Annotated in this window: 18 protein-coding genes; 13 read left to right on the top strand and 5 right to left on the bottom strand. The window is 73.9% G+C overall.

What is annotated here, in order from left to right; translation table 11 throughout:
* The first annotated feature begins 8 nt into the window (after positions 1-8).
* A complete protein-coding gene (locus FHX32_RS25695) occupies positions 9-2720 on the top strand; it encodes an HAD-IC family P-type ATPase (protein ID WP_167188357.1) in 2712 nt (903 codons plus the stop codon).
* 62 nt (positions 2721-2782) lie between these two features.
* Here the strand turns inward: FHX32_RS25695 and FHX32_RS25690 are convergent, their stop codons facing one another.
* On the bottom strand, positions 2783-3043 hold the full coding sequence (locus tag FHX32_RS25690) for an anti-sigma factor (protein ID WP_167188354.1): 261 nt from the start codon (positions 3041-3043) through the stop codon (positions 2783-2785).
* Positions 3044-3147: 104 nt separating this feature from the next.
* Between FHX32_RS25690 and FHX32_RS25685 the strand changes: the two genes are divergently transcribed.
* From FHX32_RS25685 to FHX32_RS25665, 5 genes are all read left to right on the top strand, one after another.
* Positions 3148-4323: a cysteine desulfurase family protein gene (locus FHX32_RS25685; RefSeq protein WP_167188351.1), complete on the top strand. Its 1176-nt coding sequence runs from the start codon at positions 3148-3150 to the stop codon at positions 4321-4323.
* A gap of 188 nt (positions 4324-4511) precedes the next feature.
* Complete coding sequence (mnmA, locus tag FHX32_RS25680) at positions 4512-5585, top strand: tRNA 2-thiouridine(34) synthase MnmA (protein ID WP_167188348.1); 1074 nt, start codon at positions 4512-4514, stop codon at positions 5583-5585.
* A gap of 171 nt (positions 5586-5756) precedes the next feature.
* Positions 5757-6761, top strand: a complete 1005-nt coding sequence (locus tag FHX32_RS25675) for a methionine synthase (protein WP_167188345.1) — start codon at positions 5757-5759, stop codon at positions 6759-6761.
* A 36-nt stretch (positions 6762-6797) separates the two neighbouring features.
* Positions 6798-7163 (top strand): VOC family protein, encoded by a 366-nt coding sequence (locus tag FHX32_RS25670; protein ID WP_208419190.1) that lies wholly within the window; start codon positions 6798-6800, stop codon positions 7161-7163.
* Positions 7164-7214: 51 nt separating this feature from the next.
* Positions 7215-8237, top strand: a complete 1023-nt coding sequence (locus FHX32_RS25665; RefSeq protein ID WP_167188340.1) for an ADP-ribosylglycohydrolase family protein — start codon at positions 7215-7217, stop codon at positions 8235-8237.
* On the opposite strand, the gene FHX32_RS25660 is transcribed toward FHX32_RS25665, so the two are convergent.
* The gene (locus FHX32_RS25660; RefSeq protein WP_167188338.1) at positions 8234-8806 is read right to left on the bottom strand and encodes a type II toxin-antitoxin system PemK/MazF family toxin; all 573 of its coding nucleotides are present in this window, start codon (positions 8804-8806) and stop codon (positions 8234-8236) included. The genes FHX32_RS25665 and FHX32_RS25660 overlap by 4 nt on opposite strands.
* 233 nt (positions 8807-9039) lie before the next feature.
* On the opposite strand from FHX32_RS25660, the gene ligA reads away from it, so the two are divergent.
* The 4 genes from ligA to gatA all read left to right on the top strand — a co-directional run bounded on the left by ligA (position 9040) and on the right by gatA (position 15983).
* Entirely contained in the window at positions 9040-11175 is a 2136-nt protein-coding gene (ligA, locus tag FHX32_RS25655; protein WP_167188335.1) for an NAD-dependent DNA ligase LigA, read from the top strand.
* A gap of 184 nt (positions 11176-11359) precedes the next feature.
* A complete protein-coding gene (locus tag FHX32_RS25650; protein ID WP_167188332.1) occupies positions 11360-14056 on the top strand; it encodes an EAL domain-containing protein in 2697 nt (898 codons plus the stop codon).
* 149 nt (positions 14057-14205) lie between these two features.
* Positions 14206-14511 (top strand): Asp-tRNA(Asn)/Glu-tRNA(Gln) amidotransferase subunit GatC, encoded by a 306-nt coding sequence (gene gatC, locus FHX32_RS25645; RefSeq protein ID WP_088995614.1) that lies wholly within the window; start codon positions 14206-14208, stop codon positions 14509-14511.
* Positions 14508-15983 (top strand): Asp-tRNA(Asn)/Glu-tRNA(Gln) amidotransferase subunit GatA, encoded by a 1476-nt coding sequence (gatA, locus tag FHX32_RS25640; RefSeq protein ID WP_167188328.1) that lies wholly within the window; start codon positions 14508-14510, stop codon positions 15981-15983. The genes gatC and gatA overlap by 4 nt, the downstream gene beginning before the upstream one ends.
* A gap of 92 nt (positions 15984-16075) precedes the next feature.
* Here gatA and FHX32_RS25635 read toward each other — a convergent pair whose 3' ends face one another.
* Complete coding sequence (locus tag FHX32_RS25635; RefSeq protein WP_167188325.1) at positions 16076-17038, bottom strand: helix-turn-helix domain-containing protein; 963 nt, start codon at positions 17036-17038, stop codon at positions 16076-16078.
* A 103-nt stretch (positions 17039-17141) separates the two neighbouring features.
* Between FHX32_RS25635 and FHX32_RS25630 the strand changes: the two genes are divergently transcribed.
* Positions 17142-18248, top strand: a complete 1107-nt coding sequence (locus FHX32_RS25630; protein ID WP_167188323.1) for a VPS10 domain-containing protein — start codon at positions 17142-17144, stop codon at positions 18246-18248.
* 323 nt (positions 18249-18571) lie between these two features.
* On the opposite strand, the gene FHX32_RS25625 is transcribed toward FHX32_RS25630, so the two are convergent.
* Positions 18572-19219, bottom strand: a complete 648-nt coding sequence (locus FHX32_RS25625; RefSeq protein WP_167188320.1) for a response regulator transcription factor — start codon at positions 19217-19219, stop codon at positions 18572-18574.
* Entirely contained in the window at positions 19220-20440 is a 1221-nt protein-coding gene (locus tag FHX32_RS25620; RefSeq protein ID WP_167188317.1) for a histidine kinase, read from the bottom strand.
* Between the two features lie 102 nt (positions 20441-20542).
* Between FHX32_RS25620 and FHX32_RS25615 the strand changes: the two genes are divergently transcribed.
* The gene (locus tag FHX32_RS25615; protein WP_167188314.1) at positions 20543-21457 is read left to right on the top strand and encodes an ATP-binding cassette domain-containing protein; all 915 of its coding nucleotides are present in this window, start codon (positions 20543-20545) and stop codon (positions 21455-21457) included.
* Positions 21454-22221, top strand: coding sequence for an ABC transporter permease subunit (locus FHX32_RS25610; RefSeq protein ID WP_167188311.1), 768 nt, complete (start codon positions 21454-21456; stop codon positions 22219-22221). The genes FHX32_RS25615 and FHX32_RS25610 overlap by 4 nt, the downstream gene beginning before the upstream one ends.
* The last annotated feature ends 24 nt before the right edge of the window (positions 22222-22245 follow it).

Here is a 22245-nt window from a genome sequence, read left to right as displayed (position 1 = left end):
GAGTACGCATGCCGGTCAGGACGCCCGAAGGCGGTCACCACGCGCTGGCCCTGCATGAGGTCGTGCTGCTGCTCGAGACCGACGTCCAGCGCGGACTCAGCGACGCGGAGGCGGCTGCCCGCCGGGAGCGTTTCGGCCCCAACGTGCTGCCGACCGCCGCCCGGGGTAGTTGGTTCCGCCGGCTCCTCCGACAGTTCCAGAACCCCCTGGTGTACGTGCTGATCGTCGCCGGCGTGGTCACCCTGCTGCTCGCCGAGTACGTCGACTCGGTGGTGATCTTCGGCGTGGTCGTCGTCAACGCCGTCATCGGCTTCCTCCAGGAGTCCAAGGCCGAGGCGGCGCTGGACGCGCTACGGGCCATGGTGCGGACCGAGGCGCGGGTGGTGCGCGACGGACGGCCTCGGCGCGTGCCGTCGGAGGACGTGGTCCCCGGCGACCTGGTGCTTGTCGAGGCGGGCGACAAGATTCCCGCCGACCTGCGCCTGGCCCGCGCCGACGAGCTGCGCGTGGACGAGTCGACGCTGACCGGGGAGTCCCAGCCCGTGCGCAAGGACGAGGTCGTGGTACCGGGTGACGTCCCCGTCGCCGACCGCCGCAACGTGCTGTACTCCGGCACCCTGGTCACCGGAGGCTCGGCGGCCGGCCTCGCCACGGCGACCGGGGCGGAGACCGAACTGGGCCGGATCCACCGCCTGGTCGGCAGCGCACAGGTGCTGGACACGCCCCTCACGTCGAAGCTGGCCCGGTTCAGCCGGGTGCTCACCGTGGCGATTCTCGTGCTCGCGGCGGTGACCTTCGCCGTCGGTCTCGCCCGGGGGGAACCGGCCGGCGAGACGTTCACGGCCGGGGTGGCGCTGGCCGTGGGTGCCATCCCCGAAGGCCTGCCGGCGGCGGTGACCATCACGCTGGCCATCGGGGTGGCGCGGATGGCTCGCCAGCAGGCCGTGATCCGGCGGTTGCCGGCCGTCGAAACGCTGGGCAGCACCACCGTGATCTGCACCGACAAGACCGGCACCCTCACCGAGAACCAGATGACCGTGCAGGCGGTCTGGACCGTTGCCGGCCGCTACGAGGTGAGCGGCCGCGGCTACGCCCCCGTCGGTGAAATCCGCGATCCGGAGGGTGGCCCGGCTCCGACCGGCGAGGGCGGCGCACTGCGCTGGTCGCTACTGGCCGGAGTCGCCTGCAACGACGCCCGGCTCGATGAGCGGGAGGGGCGGTGGGCGGTGCTCGGCGACCCTACCGAGGGGGCGATGCTCGTGGTGGGCGCCAAGGTGGGTCTCCGCGCCGAGGAGGTCGCCGAGGAACTGCCCCGCGTCGCCGCGATCCCGTTCACCTCCGAGCGGCAGTTCATGGCGACCCTGCACGACCATCGCGACGGTGGGCGGGTGGTGCTGGTCAAGGGCGCGGTGGAGCGATTGGTCGAGTGGTCCACGCAGGCACTCGGTCCCGACGGGGCGGTGGTTCCGCTCGACCGCTCCGCCGTGCTGGCCGCCGCCGGTGAGCTGGCCGGCGAGGGCCTGCGGGTGCTCGCCACCGCGATGCGCCGGGTCGCCGCCGACGACGGGCTGACGGAGGACGCGCTGCCCGGCAACCTCGTTTTCACCGGATTCCAGGCGATGCTCGATCCGCCCCGGGCCGCCGCGGCCACCGCCGTCGAGGCGTGCCGACGGGCCGGGATCATGGTCAAGATGATCACCGGTGACCACCGGACCACCGCGAGCGCCATCGCCGCCCGCCTGGGGCTGTTGGGGACCGAGCCGGGGACGGGTGAGGTGCTGGACGGCCGGGACTTGGCGGCCCTGTCCGACGCGGACCGGCCGGCGGCCGTGCGACGGGCGGCGGTGTTCGCCCGGGTGTCGCCCGAGCAGAAGCTCCGGCTGGTGGAAGCGCTGCAGGCCGAGGGGCAGGTGGTCGCCATGACCGGCGACGGGGTCAACGACGCCCCCGCGCTCCGCCAGGCGAACATCGGGGTGGCGATGGGACGCAGCGGCACGGAGGTGGCCAAGGAAGCCTCCGACATCGTGCTCACCGACGACGACTTCGCCACCATCGAGGCGGCCGTCGAGGAGGGGCGCGGCGTCTTCGCCAACCTGACCAAGTTCATCACCTGGACGCTGCCCACCAACACGGGCGAAGGACTGGTCATCCTGGTGGCCATCCTCCTCGGTGCCGCCCTGCCGATCCTGCCCAGCCAGATCCTCTGGATCAACATGACCACGGCGGTGCTGCTCGGCCTGACGCTCGCGTTCGAGCCGAAGGAGGCCGGGATCATGGACCGGCCGCCTCGCGACCCGGCCCAGCCACTGCTCACGGCGGCCCTGGTGGTGCGCATCCTGCTGGTCTCCGCGTTGCTGGTGGCGGGCGGCTGGTGGCTGTTCGAGTGGGAGCTGAGCGCCGGAGCGGGGCTGGCGGAGGCGCGGACGGCGGCGGTGAACCTCTTCGTGACGGTGCAGACCTTCTACCTGTTCAGCTGCCGGTCGCTCACCCGCTCGCCCTGGCGGCTGGGCCTGTTCACCAACTGGTGGCTGATCGGCGGCGTGCTGCTCCAGGCCCTCGCTCAGCTGGCGTTCACCTACCTGCCGGTGATGAACACGCTGTTCCGGACCGCGCCGATCGACGCCGACGCATGGCTGCGCATCCTGGGCATCGCGCTCGTGGCCAGCACCGTCGTGGCGCTGGACAAGCGGTTCGGCTGGTTCGGCCGCCGGTTGGGCTGAGCCGGCCGGGCCGGTGACCGGGGAGCTGATCGGCGGGCCGGGGAGCTGAGCCGGCCCGCCGATCAGCCCGTCAAGGTGCCCCTCAACAGGCTCTCGCCGGAGTGGGCGGTGTTGTTGTCGAACCGCTCGACGGAAACGTCGACAACCGAGTATGCCTGAAGGTCGACCGCCGGTGGCAACGAGAGTGGTTCGTCCGCCCTGTCGCCGAGTACGCCGACCGAGAACATCTCCCTCGTCCGTGGGTTGATGAGCCAGACCTCGTAGTACCCCGGGACGTCCGGGAGAATCGCCGCGGGCACGTGCAGCCGCCCGTCGTCGAACACCCGCGCCTCGCGTCGGCGCGGGGCCGATCCTGGTCACCTGCGGGCCGGTCCCGCCCGGCCTCCGGCGTCCGGCCGGTCCGCCGGCGGTCGTAGGCTGAGTCGTGATGGCTTACCTGGATCACGCTGCGACCACGCCGATGCTCGACGAGGCACTGGAGGCGTATGTCACCACCGCCCGCGAGGTCGGCAACGCGTCCTCGCTGCACGCGGCGGGTCGTCGTGCCCGTCGCCGGGTGGAGGAGTCGAGGGAGCGGGTGGCCGCCGCGCTCGGTGCCCGGCCGTCCGAGGTGATCTTCACCGGTGGCGGCACGGAGAGCGACAACCTGGCGGTCAAGGGCATCTTCTGGGCCCGCCGGGGCGCCGACGCGCGACGGAACCGGGTGGTCTCTAGCGCGGTCGAGCACCACGCGGTGCTCGACGCGGTCGACTGGATCGCCGGGCACGAGAGCGCCGACGTGGGTTGGCTGCCGGTCGACGAGGCCGGCCGGCTCACTCCCGACGGGCTGCGCGCCGAGTTGGCCGAGCACGGCGACCGGGTGGCCGTGATCACCGCGATGTGGGCGAACAACGAGGTCGGCACGGTGCAGCCGGTCAGCGAGCTGGCCGGCGTCGCCGCCGAGTACGGGGTGCCGTTCCACACCGACGCCATCCAGGCGGTCGGTCAGGTGCCGGTCGACTTCTCCGCCAGCGGGGTCGCCGCGCTGACCGTCACCGGGCACAAGCTCGGCGGACCGGCCGGGGTGGGCGCCCTGCTGCTTGCCCGGGACGTGCCGGCCACCCCGCTGCTGCACGGCGGCGGCCAGGAGCGGGACGTCCGCTCCGGGACCCTGGACACCGCTGGCATCGTGGCCTTCGCGGTCGCGGTGGAAGCGGCGGTGAAGGGCCAGCAGGAGTACGCGGCCCGGGTGGCCGCCCTCCGCGACGACCTGGTCGAGCGGGTCCGGCGGGCGGTGCCCGAGGTGGTCTTCAACGGCGACCCGGTCGACCGGCTGCCCGGCAACGCGCACTTCTCCTTCCCCGGCTGCGAGGGCGACGCCCTGCTGCTCCTGCTGGACGCCCAGGGGATCGCCTGCTCGACCGGGTCGGCCTGCTCGGCCGGGGTGGCCCAACCCTCGCACGTGCTGCTCGCGATGGGCGCCGACGACGACCGGGCCCGCTCCTCGCTGCGCTTCACCCTCGGCCACACCAGCACCCCGGCCGACGTCGACGCCCTGATCGCCGCGCTGCCCGCCGCCGTCGACCGGGCCCGCCGCGCCGCCGCCCTCCGCACCCCCCGCTGACCCGCGCCTCGCCGCTCCGGCCCAGGCCGCCGCGATCTTGCGTTTCGGCTCTTCATCGGCGGCGTTCACACCTTTCTGTCGGGTGTGACGTGGGCGATCTCGGCTGTGACGGGGGCGGCGGTGGCGGGCGGGGAGGCAGGGTGGGTCGTGAGCGGGGATAGGCTCGGTGGGATGAAGGGAGTGGGCCGGTGAGGGTGTTGGCGGCGATGTCCGGCGGGGTCGACTCGGCGGTCGCGGCGGCGCGTGCCGTCGAGGCCGGGCACGAGGTGACCGGGGTGCACCTGGCGCTCGCCCGGAACCCGCAGACCTACCGCACCGGGGCGCGCGGCTGCTGCACCCTGGAGGACTCCCGGGACGCCCGGCGGGCGGCCGACGTGATCGGCATCCCGTTCTACGTCTGGGACATGGCCGACCGGTTCCACTCCGACGTGGTGGACGACTTCGTCGCCGAGTACGCCGCCGGCCGTACCCCGAACCCCTGCCTGCGCTGCAACGAGAAGATCAAGTTCGCCGCGGTGCTGGACCGGGCGGTGGCCCTGGGCTTCGACGCCGTGGTCACCGGCCACCACGCCCGGCTCGGCGCGGACGGCCTGCTGCGCCGCAGCGTCGACGTGGCCAAGGACCAGTCGTACGTGCTCGCGGTGCTCACCCGCGAGCAGCTGGACCGGTCGATGTTCCCGCTCGGCGAATCGACCAAGGCGCAGGTCCGCGCGGAGGCCGCCCGGCGGGGCCTGGCGGTGGCCGACAAGCCGGACTCGCACGACATCTGCTTCATCGCCGACGGCGACACCCGCGGCTTCCTCGCCCAGCGGCTCGGCGCGGCCCCGGGCGACGTGGTGGACGCGACCACCGGCGCGGTGGTCGGCAGCCACACCGGCGCGTACGCGTACACGGTCGGCCAGCGGCGGGGGCTGAACCTGGACCGCCCCGCCCCGGACGGCCGGCCGCGCTACGTGCTCTCCATCACCCCGAAGACCAACACGGTGACCGTCGGCCCGGCCGAGGCGCTGGAGGTCGCCCGGGTGCGCGCCGAGCGTCCGGTGTGGACCGGCGGCCCGCGTCCGGAGGCGCCGGTGGAGTGCGAGGTGCAGCTGCGGGCACACGGTGACGTGGTGCCCGCCACCGTCACGCTGGCCGGCGACACGTTCCAGGCCGAGCTGCGTCGGCCGGTCCGGGGCGTGGCCGCCGGGCAGGCCGTGGTGGCGTACCGGCCGGATCCGGCCGGCGACATCGTGCTCGGCTCCGCCACCATCACCGGCTGACCACGCCGTCCGAGCCGCCGCCCTCGGCGGCTCCGACGGACGCGCCGCCGCCCGCAGGCCTGCCCGACGGCGCGCCCACCGCCCTCACGGCAGCCCGATCGGCGGGCAGCCCGTTCGGCGGGGTGGCCGGCGGCGGCGTGCCGGGGTCCGCGTACCGGATAGTCTTCGGCCGTGACAGACCAGGCATGGCCGTGGCCGCCCGGCGCGGCGACCGGCGTCGGCTCGTTGCCCGGCACCGACATCGCCGAGGCGCAGCGGATCGTCCTCGGTGAGCTGCCCGCCCTGCCGCACCTCGCGGAGTTGCCGGCGCGCGGCCCCGGTGCCGACCTGATCGGCCGGACGGCCGGGCTGCTGGTCGAGCTGCCGGTGGAGCTCTACGCCGCCCGGTGGCGGATCGCCCTGCGCCCCGGCCGGGACCTGCGCCGGGCCCGCGACCTGATGGAACGTGATCTGGACCAGCTCGCCGAGCAGGCCGAGGGGTACGCCGGGCCGGTCAAGGTGCAGGTCGGTGGGCCGTTCACCCTGGCCGCCGCGCTGGAGCTGCCGATCGGCGGCCGGATGCTGGGCGACCCCGGCGCGGTGCGCGATCTCGCCGGGTCCCTCGCCGAGGGGGTCCGCGAGCACGTCGTGGCGGTCACCCGCCGGCTGCCCCGCGCCTCGGTGCTGCTCCAGTTGGACGAGCCGTCGCTGCCGGCCGTACTGGCCGGGCGGGTGCCCACGGAGAGCGGCTTCGCCACCCACCGGGCGGTGGAATCCGGCGACGCCGCCGCCCTGCTGCGGACGGTGCTCGAAGCGGCCGGCGTGCCGGCCGTGGTGCACTGCTGCGCCCCGGACGTGCCGCTGGAACTGATTCGCTCGGCCGGTGCGGTCGGGGTGGCGCTCGACCTGAGCCTGGTCACCGACCTCGACCCGCTCGGCGAGGCGATCGACGCCGGACTCGGCCTGCTGGCGGGCGCCGCGCCCACCCAGCCGCCGTCGACCGGCCGCGCGCCCACCTCGGCCGAGGTCGCCGACCGGGTACGCCAGCTCTGGGACCGCCTCGGCTTCCCGCGCCGCCGGCTCGCCGAGCAGGTGGTGGTCACCCCGGCCTGCGGGCTCGCCGGCGCGTCGCCGCAGTACGCCCGCGCGGTGCTGACCGCCTGCCGGGACGCCGGCCGCCGGCTCGCCGAGGACTGACGTTTTCCGTCGTATCCGGTGGGCAGAATGACCGGCATGATCGGACAGCTGCGCTCCACGGTGATCGACTGCCCCGACCCGCGGGCACTGGCCGGCTTCTATGCCGAGCTGCTCGGCCTGCCACTGGTCGAGGGAGACTCCGACGACGACTGGGTGGTGCTCGGCGGCCGGCCCGGGCACCAGCCGCGGCTGGCGTTCCAGAAGGCGCCCAACCTGCGCCCGCCGGCCTGGCCTGATCCGGAGCGGCCCCAGCAGTTCCACCTCGACGTCACGGTGGACGACATCGAGACCGCCGAGAAGGCGGCGCTCGCGCTGGGCGCCCGGCGGCTGCCCGGCGAGGGCGAGGGCTTCCGGGTCTACGCCGACCCGGCCGGCCACCCGTTCTGCCTCTGCTGGGACTGATCCGGCCCCGCCGTGGCCGCCCGGCGCCTGGCTGGGTGGCGGCCGGCGGGCATGATCGCGGGTGTGATCGACTCCTCGCTCCAGCGGGCCGCCGGCTCGCTCTTCGGCCTCGCCTACGGTGACGCGCTGGGCCGGCCGACCGAGTTCCTGACCGTCGCCGAGATCGTCGACCGCTACGGCCCGGCCGGGCCCCGGGAACTCTCCGGCGACCCGGTGCTGGTCACCGACGACACCCAGATGGCGCTCGCGGTCGGCTGGGCGCTGCACGACGCCCCGGCCTGGACGCCGGAGGCGGTCGAGCCGCTGCTGCGGCGGCGCTTCCTGGACTGGGCGGTCAGCCCCGACAACAACCGCGCCCCGGGCATGACCTGCCTGCGGGCCTGCGCCGACCTGGGCCGGGGGCTGCGCTGGCAGGAGGCGACCGTGGCCGGGTCCAAGGGCTGCGGCGCGAACATGCGGGTCACCCCGGTCGGGCTGCTCGACGTCGACCTGGACACCCTGGCCGGGCTGGCCCAGCTCCAGGCCGGCCTGACCCACGGTCACCCGACCGGTCTCGCGGCCAGCGAGCTGACCGCGTACGCGGTGCGGTTGCTGTGCGCGGGTGCCGCGCTGGCCGAACTGCCCGGGCTGCTGACCGACCGGGCCCGGGAGCAGCGCCGTACCTACCGGGCGGACTGGCTCGGTGACCTCTGGCAGCGGCCGGGTGGCCAGGTGCCGGCGGACTTCATCGCGCGGGGCTGGGACGAGTGCCGCTCGGCGCTGGACCGGCTGACCGCCGCGTTGGCCCGGCCCGACGACGGCGGCGACCCGTGCCGGCACACCGGCGATGGCTGGGTGGCCGAGGAGGCGCTGGCCACGGCGTTGTACTGCGCCATCCGGCACGCCGACGACCCGGTCGGCGCGCTGGCCCGTGGCGCCACCACGGCCGGCGACTCCGACTCGATCGCCGCCCTGGCCGGTGCCTTCGTCGGCGCGGCCGCCGGCATGCCCGCCTGGCCCGCCGACTGGGCCACCCGCATCGAGTACGCCGACCAACTCACCGCCCTGGCGGCCCCGGAGCGGAGCGGGGGTTAGTTGGTGGGCAGGTGGGGGAGGGTGCGGAGGTGGCCCCAGAGGGTGGGGTCGCAGGGACCGGCCCGGTCCTGGAACGCCGGCAGGGGGACCCGGATCGGGTCGCCGATGTCGAGGTAGCTGTCGTGGTCGGCGCCCGGGTCCCAGTCCCGGGTGGGGATGCGGACGTGGTCGTCGCGGCCGCTCTTGTCCTGGCTGGTGATCTTCAGCACCTCGGCGGACCGCCCGTCGACCCGGAGCACCAGGCAGGGCCGCACCTTGGCGCCGGTGCCGTCGGCGTACGGGACGTCGGCCCACCAGATCTCGCCCGGCCGGGGCGCGCCGGCGGGTGCCCGGTCCGCGCCGCGCGGTCGCGGGGCGGTGGTGGACCGACCCGGGGACCGCGGCGGGGCACCCCGACCGGGCCGGGCACCGGGCCGTCCCGGCTCACCACGGGCGCCGGGTCGCCGGCCGGGACTGTCGGGGCGGCCGGCCGGGGCGCGGCGGCCCGGGCGTCGGCGCAGCTCGCCCCAGGCCCAGCCCGCCGCGACGGCCAGCACGATCGCCACCGCCCAGAGCAGCCACTCGGGCATCCGTACCCCCGTCACTCGCCGGTGTCGTCGGACGGCGGTCGCAGGGGTTCCGCCGTCCGGCGATCCTCGCACGGCGCGGCCGGCCCCGCCGGAAGCCCGGGCCGGCGGCGGGTGGGCGGCGGATTGTCTCACTCTCCGGATACCGTGCGGGGGTAGCGTGATCAGGGAGGTCGCACGACGTGTCCAAGGACGGCAAGGTCTCCAGAGACGACGACGGGTCCGGGGGTGGCGCGGTGTCCGAGGATGTCGTCGCGCAGCAGGTGAGCCCGGCGCAGGAGGCCGCGGCGGGTGGCGAGCCGACCCCGGAGGCCCGGGAGCGGCACACCACGCTCAGCCAGGAGCTGACCGAGCACCAGTACCGCTACTACGTGCTGGACGCGCCGACGATCTCCGACGCCGAGTTCGACCGGCAGCTGCGTGAGCTGGCGGCGCTGGAGGAGCAGTACCCGGCGCTGCGCACGCCCGACTCGCCGACGCAGCGGGTGGGCGGCAGCTTCTCCACCGACTTCACCCCGGTCACCCACGCCGAGCGGATGATGTCGCTCGACAACGCGTTCGCCGACGAGGAACTGGCCGCCTGGGCCGAGCGGGTCGAGCGCGACGCCGGCGGCCCGGTGCCCTACCTGTGCGAGCTCAAGGTCGACGGCCTGGCCATCAACCTCACCTACGAGCGCGGCCGGCTGGTCCGGGCCGCCACCCGGGGCGACGGCCGCACCGGTGAGGACGTCACCGCCAACGTGCGCAGCATCCGGGACGTGCCGGGCCGGCTCACCCCGTCCCCCGACTTTCCCGACATCCCGGAGCTCCTGGAGGTCCGGGGCGAGATCTACTTCCCGGTGGCCGCCTTCGCCGACCTCAACGCGGGGCTGGTCGAGCAGGGCAAGCCGCCGTTCGCCAACCCGCGTAACGCGGCCGCCGGGAGCCTCCGGCAGAAGGACCCGCGGATCACCGCGTCCCGGCCGCTGCGCCTGGTGGTGCACGGCATCGGCGCCCGTCGCGGTTTCCAGCCGACCGCGCAGTCCGAGTCGTACGCGGCGCTGAAGGCGTGGGGCCTGCCGACCAGCGACCGGTGGCGAGTGGTGCCCGACCTGGCCGGCGTGGCCGAGTACATCGCCTACTACGCCGAGCACCGGCACGACGTCGAGCACGAGATCGACGGCGTGGTGGTCAAGGTCGACCCGGTCTCGATCCAGGGCCGCCTCGGCTCGACCAGCCGCGCGCCCCGCTGGGCGATCGCCTTCAAGTACCCGCCGGAGGAGGTCAACACCAAGCTGCTCGACATCGACGTCGAGGTCGGACGCACCGGTCGGGTCACGCCGCGGGCTGTGCTCCAGCCGGTCAAGGTGGCCGGCTCCACCGTCGCGTACGCCACCCTGCACAACGCCCGCGAGGTCGAGCGCAAGGGCGTGCTGATCGGCGACACGGTGGTGCTCCGCAAGGCGGGCGACGTCATTCCCGAGGTGCTCGGCCCGGTGATCGACCTGCGTCCCGCCGACGCCCGGCCGTTCGTGATGCCCAGCGACTGCCCGGCGTGTGGCACGCCGCTCGCCCCGGCGAAGGAGGGCGACGTCGACATCCGCTGCCCCAACTCGCGCACCTGCCCGGGGCAGTTGCGGGAGCGGGTCTTCCACCTGGCCGGGCGCAAGGTGTTCGACATCGAGGCACTCGGCTACAAGAGCGCCGCGGCGCTGCTCGACGCCGAGATCATCCAGGACGAGGGTGACCTCTTCCAGCTCGACGCCGACCAGTTGGCGCGGTCGCCGTTCTTCGTCAACAAGGACGGCAGCCTGGGCAGCAACGCGGTCAAGCTGCTGGACAACCTGGCCGTGGCCAAGGAACGCGACCTGTGGCGGGTGCTGGTGGCGCTCTCCATCCGGCACGTCGGCCCGACCGCCGCGCAGGCGCTGGCCCGGCACTTCCGCTCCATCGAGGCGATCGACAAGGCCAGCGAGGAGGAACTCTCCTCGGTCGACGGGGTGGGCCCGACGATCGCCGCCAGCATCCGCGAGTGGTTCGCCGTCGACTGGCACCGCGAGGTGGTGCGCAAGTGGGCCGAGGCCGGGGTACGGATGGCCGAGGAGGCCGTGGACGAGGGGCCGCGCCCGCTGGAGGGGCTCACCGTGGTGGTGACCGGCACCCTGGCCGGCTTCTCCCGCGACCAGGCCGCCGAGGCGATCCAGTCCCGGGGCGGCAAGGTGAGCGGCTCGGTCTCCAAGAAGACCGGCTTCGTGGTGGTGGGCGACAACCCGGGTTCCAAGGCCGACAAGGCGGCCAGCCTCAAGGTGCCGATGCTCGACGAGGAGGGCTTCCGGGTGCTCCTCGACGCCGGCCCGGACGCCGCCCGCGAGGTCGCCCGCGTCGAGGGCTGACCGCCGCCCGTTCCGCCACCCGGTTCGAGCGGGCCGGATGGGGGATCTTGCGGGTACCTGGCCGCGTATACCAACTTAATTACGACTACGACCGATTCGTGACTGTCATACCGGGAAACCCGGCACCGAGGGCGTTTCATTGGTGCACGGCGCGTGAACGCGCCACGGCGTCCCGGGAGGTGTGATGGAGACCGCCGATCCGCGCAACTCCGTCCCGCCTGGACGCATCGGACCGATCTCCGCCTTCGTGGCCGCGGTGCTCGCCGTCGCCGTACTGGTCTCGACGCCGTCGTTGGTCGCGCTGCCGGAGCAGGTGTCCCGGCTGCCGGCGGCGTTCTGGACGATGGCGGTGCTCGCGATCGGCTGCGACGCCCGCCCGTTCGTGCCGCCGGGGCGGCGGCAGTCCTCCGCGGTCTTCCCGTCGACCTGCTTCACCTTCGCCATCCTGCTCGGCTGGGGGCTGGGTCCGGCGGTCGCGGTGCAGGCGGTGGCGGTGGTGGTCTCCGGGTGGCGGATGGGACACGCCGCCTGGCGTACCGCGTTCAACGCCGGCCAGTACGCCTGCGCGCTGGCCGCGGCCTACGGCATCACCCGGCTCGGCCCGGACGGCATCTTCGACGGCCACCGGCTGCGCTGGGCCGACGTGGTGGCCGTCGGCGGTGCCACGGTGGTCTGGTTCGTGGTCAACTACGGCCTGGTCAGCGCCGCCGTGCGGCTGCGGTTCGGCGACCGCTGGTGGCCGTCGGCCCGGCAGGGCCTGCCGTTCGAGTTGCTGTCGACCGGCTCGTTGCTGCTGCTGGCGCCGGTGCTGGTGGCGGCGGCGCGGACCAGCGCGGCACTGATCCCGCTGGTGCTGGTGCCGCTCTTCGCCGTGTACCGGATGGCCCGGCTCACCGTCGAGCAACAGCAGGTGGCCTCCCTCGACCCGCTCACCGGGCTGCCCAACCGCAAGGCCCTGCTGACCGAGGTCGGCGAGCAGGTGCACCTGCACGCCGAGCGGGCGGCGCGCGGCGAGCCGGCGGCGCACCTGGCGCTGCTCCTGATCGACCTGGACCGGTTCAAGAACGTCAACGACGCCCTCGGCCACGCGGTGGGAGACCGGCTGCTGGTCGAGGTGAGCGCCCGGCTGACCACCGTGGTCGACGAGCCGGACATGGTGGCGCGGCTCGGCGGTGACGAGTTCGCCATCGTGATGACCGGGCTCACCGACGTCGGGCAGGCGCGCGAACTGGCCGACCGGGTGGTGCGGGTGCTGGCCGAGCCGGTGTCGCTGGACGGGTTGCCGCTGGACGTCGGCGGGTCGATCGGCATCGCCCTCTTTCCCGAGCACGGCGAGGACTTCGCCACCCTGATGCGCCACGCCGACGTGGCGATGTACGACGCGAAGCACCGCAACGACACCGTCGCCGTCTACGCCGCCGAGTCCGACCACAACTCCGCCGAGCGGCTCGGACTCCTCGCCGACCTGCGCCGGGTGCTGGAATCCGGCCCGGTCGCCACGGGGTCGACCACCGGCGGCTCGGCCGGCACCGGCGCGCTGGATGTCGGGCCGGGCGGAACCCGCGGCGGCGACGGCGCCACCCTTCCCGCGCCGTCCCTGCCCGCCACCGAGCCGGCGGGCAACGGCGCGACCCCCCTGCCCGCCGGGGAGCCGGTGCCGAACGGCGCGGCACCGGCCGGGCCGGGCAGAAAGCCGGTGTGGCGCGGTGCCCCGACCGCCGTGCCGGGCGGGGCGGCGTCGAGCGGTGCGTCGACGACCGGGGGCGGGCGGCGTTCGCGCCGGACGGCGGACGGCCGGCCCGATCGCCGGTGGTGGACCCGGCGCCGGCGGCAGCGGCCCGACCCGGCACACCAGGACGACGAGTTGATCGCCCGGATCATCACCGGCGCCGATCCGATCCGCCGGCAGGCGTCCGCCGCCGGCACGGTGGACCGGCAGCGCGCGGCGGAACGCGGGCCGCGGCCGGAACCGGTGGGCGGGACGCGGCCCGACCGCGCGGCGTCGCTGCCCGGTCGGGACGGCGACGCCCTGCCGGCGGCCCAGCCCGCCGCGCCGGCCGCCGCGCCGGCCGCCGCGTCGACCGCCGCGTCGACCGCCGAGGCGGGCGAGATCACCATGTACTACCAGCCGCAGATCGCCATCGCCACCGGCGAGGTGGTCGGCGTCGAGGCGCTGCTGCGCTGGCGGCACCCACGGCGGGGCATGGTCGACCCGGAGGAGCTGATCCGGGTCGCCGAACAGAGCGCGGTGATGCGCCTGCTCACCCGGCGGGTGGTCGACGACGTGGTGGAGCAGCTCGCGAAGTGGTCGGCCGCCGGCATCGGGCTGCGGGCGGCGGTGAACGTCAGCGTCCGGGACCTGCACACCGGGAAGATCGCCGACCAGATCGCCGACCGGCTCGCCCGGTACGGCGTACCGCCGCAGCGGCTGCAACTGGAGATCACCGAAGGCGCCCTGATGGCCGACCCGCGCCGGGTGCTGGCCACCATCGCCCGGCTGCACCGGATCGGGGTGGGCATCGCGCTGGACGACTTCGGCACCGGCTACTCGTCACTGCAACACCTGCGCCGGCTGCCGCTGTCCGAGGTGAAGGTCGACCGCTCGTTCGTCCTCGGGATGGCCGAGGACGCCGACGACGCGGCGATCGTCCGCTCGATGATCGAGCTGGCCGGGGCGCTCGGGCTGCGGGTGGTCGCCGAGGGGGTGGAGGACGAGCGGACCTGGCGGATGCTGCACGCGGCCGGCTGCGACGCCGCCCAGGGCTGGTTCTACGCCCGCCCGATGCCGGCCGAGGAGCTGGTCGGCTGGCTGGCCCGCTACCGCCCGGTCCGTCCGCTCGGCGGCCCGGACAACGACCTGCCGCGCCGGCCGACCCGCTGAGCCGGCCCGTCCGGCGCGGGGAGGGGGAGTCGGAGGCGCGGCGCCGGGGCGGAACAATAGACTCGCTCCGGTCACCGCGCGTCACGCTCCACCGCCGCGTGGTCGGCACACCGCCCGGAGGAAGCAGCACAGTCACGAAGGGGGCACTGATGGCCGCCATCTCCCGCGAGGAGGTCGCGCACCTGGCGCGACTGTCGCGGCTCGCCGTCACGGAGGAGGAGCTGGACACCTTCGCCGGCCAGCTCGACGTGATCCTCCAGGCGGTCGCCCAGGTCGGCGAGGTCGCCGCCGCGGACATCCCGCCGACCTCGCACTCCGTGCCGCTGACCAACGTCCTGCGCGAGGACGTGGTGACGCCGTGCCTGACCCCCGAGGAGGCGCTGTCGGGCGCGCCCGACGCCGAGGAGCAGCGGTTCCGCGTACCGCGGATCCTGGATGAGGATGTGGCGTCATGACCGACCTGACCAAGCTGACCGCGTCGGAGATCGCCGGCCTGGTGGCCGCGGGCGAGACCTCCGCCGTCGAGGTCACCCAGGCCCACCTGGACCGGATCGCGGCGGTCGACGACCGGGTGCACGCCTTCCTGCACGTGGACACCGAGGGCGCGCTGGCCGCGGCCCGCGCGGTGGACGAGCGGCGGGCCGCCGGCGAGCGGCTCGGCCCGCTGGCCGGGGTGCCGGTCGCGGTCAAGGACGTGCTCACCACCAAGGGCGTGCCGACCACCGTCGGCTCGAAGATCCTGGAGGGTTGGCGCCCGCCGTACGACTCGACGATCGTGCGGCGGCTGCGCGAGGCCGGCACGGTGATGCTCGGCAAGACCAACATGGACGAGTTCGCGATGGGCTCCTCCACCGAGTACTCCGCGTACGGCCCGACCCACAACCCGTGGGACCTGAGCCGGATCCCGGGCGGCTCCGGCGGCGGCAGCGCCGCGGCGCTGGCCGCGTACGAGGCACCGCTGGCGATCGGCTCGGACACCGGCGGCTCGATCCGCCAGCCCGGCGCGGTCACCGGCACCGTCGGCGCGAAGCCGACCTACGGCGGCACCTCCCGCTACGGCCTGGTGGCGTTCTCCTCCTCGCTGGACACCCCCGGCCCGTGCGCCCGTACGGTGCTGGACGCCGCGCTGCTGCACGAGGTGATCGGCGGGCACGACCCGGCCGACTCCACCTCCATCCCGCAGCCGGTGCCGGACGTGGTGGCCGCGGCGAAGCGCGGCGCGACCGGCGACCTGACCGGGGTGAAGCTCGGCATCGTCAGCGAGTTCGTCGGCGAGGGCGCCGAGCCGGGCGTGATGGCCGCGTTCCGCGAGTCGGTCGACACGCTCGCCAAGCTGGGTGCCGAGATCGTCGAGGTGTCCTGCCCGAACTTCAAGTACGCCCTGCCGGCGTACTACCTGATCGCGCCGAGCGAGTGCTCCTCCAACCTGGCCCGGTTCGACGGCGTCCGGTTCGGCCTGCGGGTCGGCGACGACGGCAATCGGTCGCTGGAGGAGGTCATGTCGCTGACCCGGGAGACCGGCTTCGGCCCCGAGGTCAAGCGCCGCATCATGATCGGCACGTACGCCCTCTCGTCGGGCTACTACGACGCCTACTACGGGCAGGCGCAGAAGGTGCGCACCCTGATCACCCGCGACTTCACCGCCGCGTTCGAGCAGGTGGACGCGCTGATCTCGCCGACCACCCCGTTCGTGGCGTTCCCGATCGGGGCGCGCACCTCCGACCCGTACCAGATGTATCTGGCCGACCTGTTCACCATCCCGACGAACCTGTACGGCGGCCCGGGCATCTCGGTGCCGTGCGGGCTCTCCGACGGGCTGCCGGTCGGCCTGCAGGTCATGGCCCCGACGATGGCCGACGACCGGATGTACCGGGTCGCCGCCGCGCTGGAGAGCGCCGTCGGCACGTTCACCCCACCGGCGCTGTAGCGCACGAGGTGACTGACCGGCGCCGGCAGCTTCCGCCGGCGCCGGTCGCGTCCGGCCACCCGGTACGTCAGCCGCCGAGGCACGCGGGCCGATCAGGCCAGGCCGCGCCGTCCGGCCTGCAGTCCGGCCTGGAAGCGGGTGCGGGCACCGAGGGCGGCCAGCAGGGCGGACGAGCGGCGCCCCAGCGTGCGTACGCTCACCCCCAGTTCGCGGGCGATGGCCTCGTCCTTCAGCCCGGTGGCGAGCAGTTGCAGCAGCCGCAGATCCAGGTCGTCCGCCGCCGCCGCCGGGGGTTGCTGCGGGTCCCAGGCGGGCAACGGCGTGGCCTGCACCCACAGCAGTTCGAACAGCTTCACCAGCGCCGACACCACCATCGGCGCGCGCACCACCAGCGCCGCGTCCACGGCGCGGTCGCTGGCCAGCGGCAGCAGCGCCACCGACCGGTCGCCGATCGCCAGCTTGAGCGGCACGTCGCCGTGTACCCGGGCTTGCTCTCCCTTGGCGATGGACGCCATCGCCTGCTCGAAGGCGCCGGGCAGTGCGAAGGCCTCCGGTGCGTAGATTCCGCGCACACTGACGTTTCGGCTGAGCAGTTCGTCCTCGGAGGCGTTCTCGGACGCGACCTCCTGGGCGTACGGCGGGCGGTCCAGGACCAGCAGCTCCGTCCGCACGCCGTACACGAGCTGGACGAACTGGGCCTCGACGGCCGCCCGGCCGGTGACGATCTCGAGCAGTTGGTCCGGTGTGGTCAGCAGCTCCGGCGGGAATTCCTCCGCCATCCGCTCGGCGGCCCGGCGTACCTGCGTGAACTCCTCGGTGCGGCGAACGACCAGAGCGTTCACGGCGACGTCCGGTCGGGTTGCCACCAGCCGGGTGCCGGAGCCGACCAGGCGGCTGACGAAACCGATGTCCTCCAGCCGCTCCGCGGCTGCCCGGACGACGCGGAGGCTCTCCCCGACCTGCTGGGCGATCTCGGGCACGCTCGCCTGCCGTCTGCGCAGCAGGGCCAGGTAGACCGACTCCTCCACCGGGGTCAGACCCAACGACTCGAACACCGAGCGCGTCCCTTCGGTCGATGGGTGGCCGACCCAGGCCATGGCCGGGCTCGGCCACCCCGAACTGTGGCGATCGCCGCACGTCCACGGCTAGACATGCTCCATGATCTTCTCTCGACTGAAGGGCGGTGCCCTGGTACTGGCCGTTACAGCCGCCGGGGCCGTCAACCTCTCCACCGCTGGCCCCGCCGCGGCTGGCGCCAGCTGGCAGCGCCCGCAGTGCGGCGTGGTGCAGGGCGACGGCTCGGTGACGTTCACCCGCGCCGACGGCGCCTTCCTGGCGCCCACCACGACCGCACCGACCGCTGTCGGCTACCCGAAACTCACCGTGCTGAGCGATCCGGACACCCTGGTCGCCATCGCGAAGCGGTCGATCCAGCGCTCCACCGACGCCGGCTGCAGTTGGCATGAGATCGCCAGCACCAAGCAGGACCTGGCGGCATACGACCTCGCCGCCGGGCCGGGCGGGAACGCGTACGTGTACGGCATCAACGACCAGCAGATCTACCGGGTGCAGGGCGATCAGGTCAGCGAGGTCGCCGGCCCGGTCCCGTACGACGGCGTGGTCGCGTTGGCGGTGGACCCGGCCGACGCGCGGGTCCTGCGGGTGGTCAGCAAGGTCGGGCAGATGTACGACTCAGGAGATGGCGGCGTCACCTGGAGCCCGGTGGGGACGCTGGTCGGGAAGGATCAGTTCCTCTACCGGGCGGCGATCGACCCGAGTGACCCCGACCATGTCGTGGTCGGCACCATGAGCAACGGCAGCTTCGTGACGTTCGACGGCGGCCGCACCTGGACGCGGTCGACCGGGGTCGGCGCCACCGGGCGCGCGAACGGTTTCGCCGTGGCTTTCTCTCCGGCGGATCCCCGGACGGTGTGGCTGGAGGGCTACGACCTCAGCCAGAACGACATCGCCGCCCGGCACATCTGGCGCTCGACCGACGGGGGCCGCAGTTTCGGGTCGGTGCTCGACGGCAGCCAGGCGAGACTGACCAACAGCACCCCGCTGTGGCCGAGCCCGGTCGACCCGAACGTGCTCTACTTCGAGTACGGCACCTCGTTCGGCGGTTACGGCACCGACCTCTACCGCTACGACGCCTCGACGGGCCGGCTGACCTCGCAGCACAACCCGCACGACGGCATCACCAGCGTCGCCTTCAACCCGGCCGACCCGCGCGTGATGTACCTCGGGCTCGTCGAGGAGCGCTGATCCGGCTGCCCGTCCGGGGACCGCTCCGCGGGCGGGCACCGGGCGGGCACCCCCGGGCCGGACCGGAACGCGGACGGGCCGGGCTCGAAGATCCTCAAGGGTTGGCGCCCGCCGTACGACGCGACGATCGTCCGGCGGCTGCCGGTGGGCCTGCAGGTCATGGGCCCCGACGATGGCCGACGACCGGATGTACCGGGTCGCCGCCGCGCTGGAGAGCGCCGTCGGCATGTTCACCCCACCGGCGCTGTAGCCGGCGTCGTTCGCATGGTGCCGGCCCGGATCCCGAACGGGTCCTGGCCGACACCGCGCGGCTGGTCTGCTACCTACCGGCCCTCGGTGTCGCGGACCAGCAGGGCCGCCTGGACGCGGTTCGCACAGTCCAGCTTGGTGAGGATCCGGCTGACGTAGGTCTTGATGGTGGTCTCGCTCATGTGCAGCCGCCGGCCGATCTCGGCGTTGGGCAGGCCGTCGGCCACCAACCCGACGACTTCTCGCTCGCGGGACGTCAACGTGCGCAGCCGTTCCGCGGCATCCTGCCGGCGTCGGGCGGTCACCGGCGTGACCATGGCCAGCACCAGGCGGGTCACGGCGGGGGAGAGCCAGGCGTCGCCGACGTACGCTGCCCGGACCGCCCGGACCAGCTCGTCGGGGGTGCAGTTCTTGAGCACGAATCCCGCCGCGCGGTGCTGGAGGGCGTGCAGCACGTTCGGTTCCGCGCCGAAGGACGTCAGCACCACCACCCGCAGCTCCGGCGCCTGCCGACGGAGTTCCTCGATCGCGCCCAGCCCGTCCAGCACCGGCATCTTGAGATCGATCAGCGCGACGTCCACGCGGTGCCGGACGGCCTCCGCCACGGCTGTCCGGCCGTTCTCCGCCTCGGCGAGGACCGTGATGTCCGGCGCCGACTCCAGCACGGCGCGGATGCCGGCCCGGATCAGAGGTTCGTCGTCGGCGACCAGCACTCTGATCACTCAGCCCACCCCCGTGAGGATGCTCGCGGGGAGGAACACGAACATCAGCGCCGCGGCGGCGAGCCCGACAGAAGCCGCACGGAGACGTCCGACCGTGAGCGGATGGTCGTCGTCGGCGGGCTGTTCCGCGCCGCCGGACGGTAGGCAGGGCAGCATCGCGTAGAGCCGGAACGACCCCTCGGCCAAGCGGTGATCCAGGAACCCGCCGGCCGGGCGAAGCCGCTCGCTCAACCCGGTCAGGCCGTGGCCCGACCCGACGCCCTTGCGGGGGGCCGGCGGATCGGCCAGCGGATTGACGACGGCGAGCAGCAGAGCGTCGTCCTCCCAGCCGACGTCCACCGTGACCGGCTGACCCGGAGCGTGTTTGACGGCGTTGGTCAGTCCCTCCTCGACCACCCGGTACGCCGCCTGCCCGGCCGCGGTCGACAGCGGTAGCGATTCGCCGTGTTCGTGCAGCGTCACCGGCACCCCGGCCGCCTGGAATTCGGCCACCAGCCAGCCGATCGCCGGCACCCCCGTCGACCCGGCGGGTGCCTCGTCCCGCTCGCGGAGCGCCCCCACCAGCTCGTGCAACTCGACCAGCGCCCGGCGCGTCGCGGTCGCCAACTGGCGGACCGCCTGCTGTTGCCGCGGTGGCAGCTCCGCCACCTCCAGCGCGGCGGCCTGGACCGACACGAGACTGAGCCGGCGGCCGAGCGAATCGTGCATGTCCCGGGCGATCCGCAGCCGTTCGTCGAGCCGTTCCCGCTCGGCGAGGATCTCCTGTTCCCGGCGGAGCTGCCGGTTGCTCCGGTCGAGCGCCGACACCAGCCGCTCGTGCTGCGCGAGGTACCTGCCGACCAGCAGCGGCAGCGCGACGAACACGACGAACGTGGCGACGACGGGCGCGATTCCGTGCGCGCCCCGGGCGCCCACGACCTGCGCACCGAGACCGCCGACCGCCGCGCCCACGGTCACCGCGGTGCCGGTCGCGGAGAAGACCGTCCGCCCTGCCTGGTAGGCGGCCCAGAGCAGCAGGACGTACGTGCCACCGGTCAGCGTGGCCAGGGCCAGCGCGGCCACGAACGAGGCCGCGGGGCTCCGGTGCCGCAGGGCGATCACCAGCACGACGGCCAGCGCGTATCCCGCGACGGCCACCGGGGGCAGGCCATCGGAGTGGGCGGCCATCAGGAGCAGGGTGTCCACCGCGGCCACGATGGCGGCGAGAAGGTGTTTGGCCACGACTAGCAGGCTATAGCGCGCGACGTCGGGTCAACTTTGGTGACGGAGACCGACAACCTTCGAGGACTGTCGCCGGTCCGCCCGGTCCCTAGCCTGGTTCCGGTGATCGAAGTGCGCAATCTCAGCAAGCGGTACGGGAGCGCGGTCGCCGTGGACGGCCTCACCTTCACCGTGCGGCCCGGGCAGGTGACGGGCTTCCTCGGACCGAACGGCGCCGGGAAGTCGACCACGATGCGGATGATGCTCGATCTCGAACGGCCCTCCGGCGGTCAGGTGCTGATCGACGGCTCGCGCTACCGGCTGCTGTCCGGACCACTCCGCCGGGTCGGCGCCCTGCTGGAAGCCGGCGCGGTGCACCCCGGCCGCAGCGCGTACCACCACCTGCTGTGGCTGGCGCAGAGCAACCGGATCCCGAAGGCCCGGGTCCGGGAGGTCCTGGAGCTGGTCGGTCTGGTCGACGTGGCCAGAAAACGGGTCAAGGGCTTCTCGCTCGGCATGGGTCAGCGGCTCGGCATCGCCGCGGCGCTGCTTGGCGACCCGCCGGTGCTGCTGTTCGACGAGCCGGTCAACGGCTTGGACCCGGAGGGCGTGCGGTGGATCCGGAACCTGATGAAGGGGCTGGCCGCCGAGGGACGCACGGTCTTCGTCTCCAGCCACTTGATGAGCGAGATGGCGCTCACCGCGGAACGCCTGATCGTGATCGGCCGTGGTCGGCTGCTCGCCGACACCACCGTTGGTGGCTTCATCGAGGCCTACGCCCACTCGTACGTCCGGATCCGGACGCCGGAGCCGGAGCGGATGCGCGACGTGCTGGCGGCGGCCGGCATGCCGGTGCGGCAGGCGGCGGACGGCGCGCTGGAGAGCGCCGGAGCGGAGGCCGCACGCATCGGCGAGCTGGCCGCGGCCAACGGCCTGACCGTCCACGAGGTCAGCACCCAGGCGGCCACGCTGGAGGAGGCGTTCATGCGGCTCACCGGGGACGCGAGTGAGTACCGGGCCGTGGGGGGACAGCGATGATCACTGCCAGGGCGGTCCTCGCCGCCGAACTGACCAAGATCCGGACCGTCCGGTCGACCGGCTGGGCCCTGTGGGCAGGCTTCGTGATCTGCGTCGGTCTTGCCGAACTGATCGGGCTCAGCTTCCGCAACGGCGCAGACCAGCAGCGACCCTTCGACCCGCTCTTCGCCACGTTCTACAGCCTCACCCTCGGTCAGCTCGCCCTGGTGGCGTTCGCGGTGCTCGTGGTCAGCGGCGAGTACAGTTCCGGCACGATCCGCGCGTCGCTGGCGGCGGTACCCCGCCGTGGTCTGTTCTACGGCGGCAAGGTGCTCGCCGGGGCGCTGGTGGTCTCCGGCGCCTCGCTGGTCACCGTGGTGGTGACCTTCTTCGTGGCGCAGTCGGCGCTCGGCCCGCGCAGGACGACCCTGGGTGCGGACGGGGTGCCGCAGGCGATGGTCGGCGCCTGGCTCTACCTGACGCTGATCAGCCTGTTCGCCATGGGGGTGGCGGCGATGCTGCGCAGTGCTGCGCTGTCCCTCGGCATCCTGATCCCGCTGCTGTTCCTCGGCTCGCAGGGACTCGGCAACATCCCGAGGGTGAAGACCGTGACGCAGTTCCTGCCAGACCAGGCAGCCTGGGTGATCATGCACCTGGCTGGGCCGCCGGACGATCCGCGCTGGGCCCGCGCGTACGGCCCCTGGACCGGGCTTGGCATCGTCGCGCTCTGGGCCGCCGCTGCTCTCGTCGGCGGCTACCTGGTGCTGGATCGGCGCGACGCGTGAGCGCCACCGGGTGGGCGGGCGTAC

Source organism: Micromonospora sp. CNZ280 (assembly GCF_011759515.1).
This window is presented reverse-complemented; position numbering and strand designations above follow the sequence as displayed.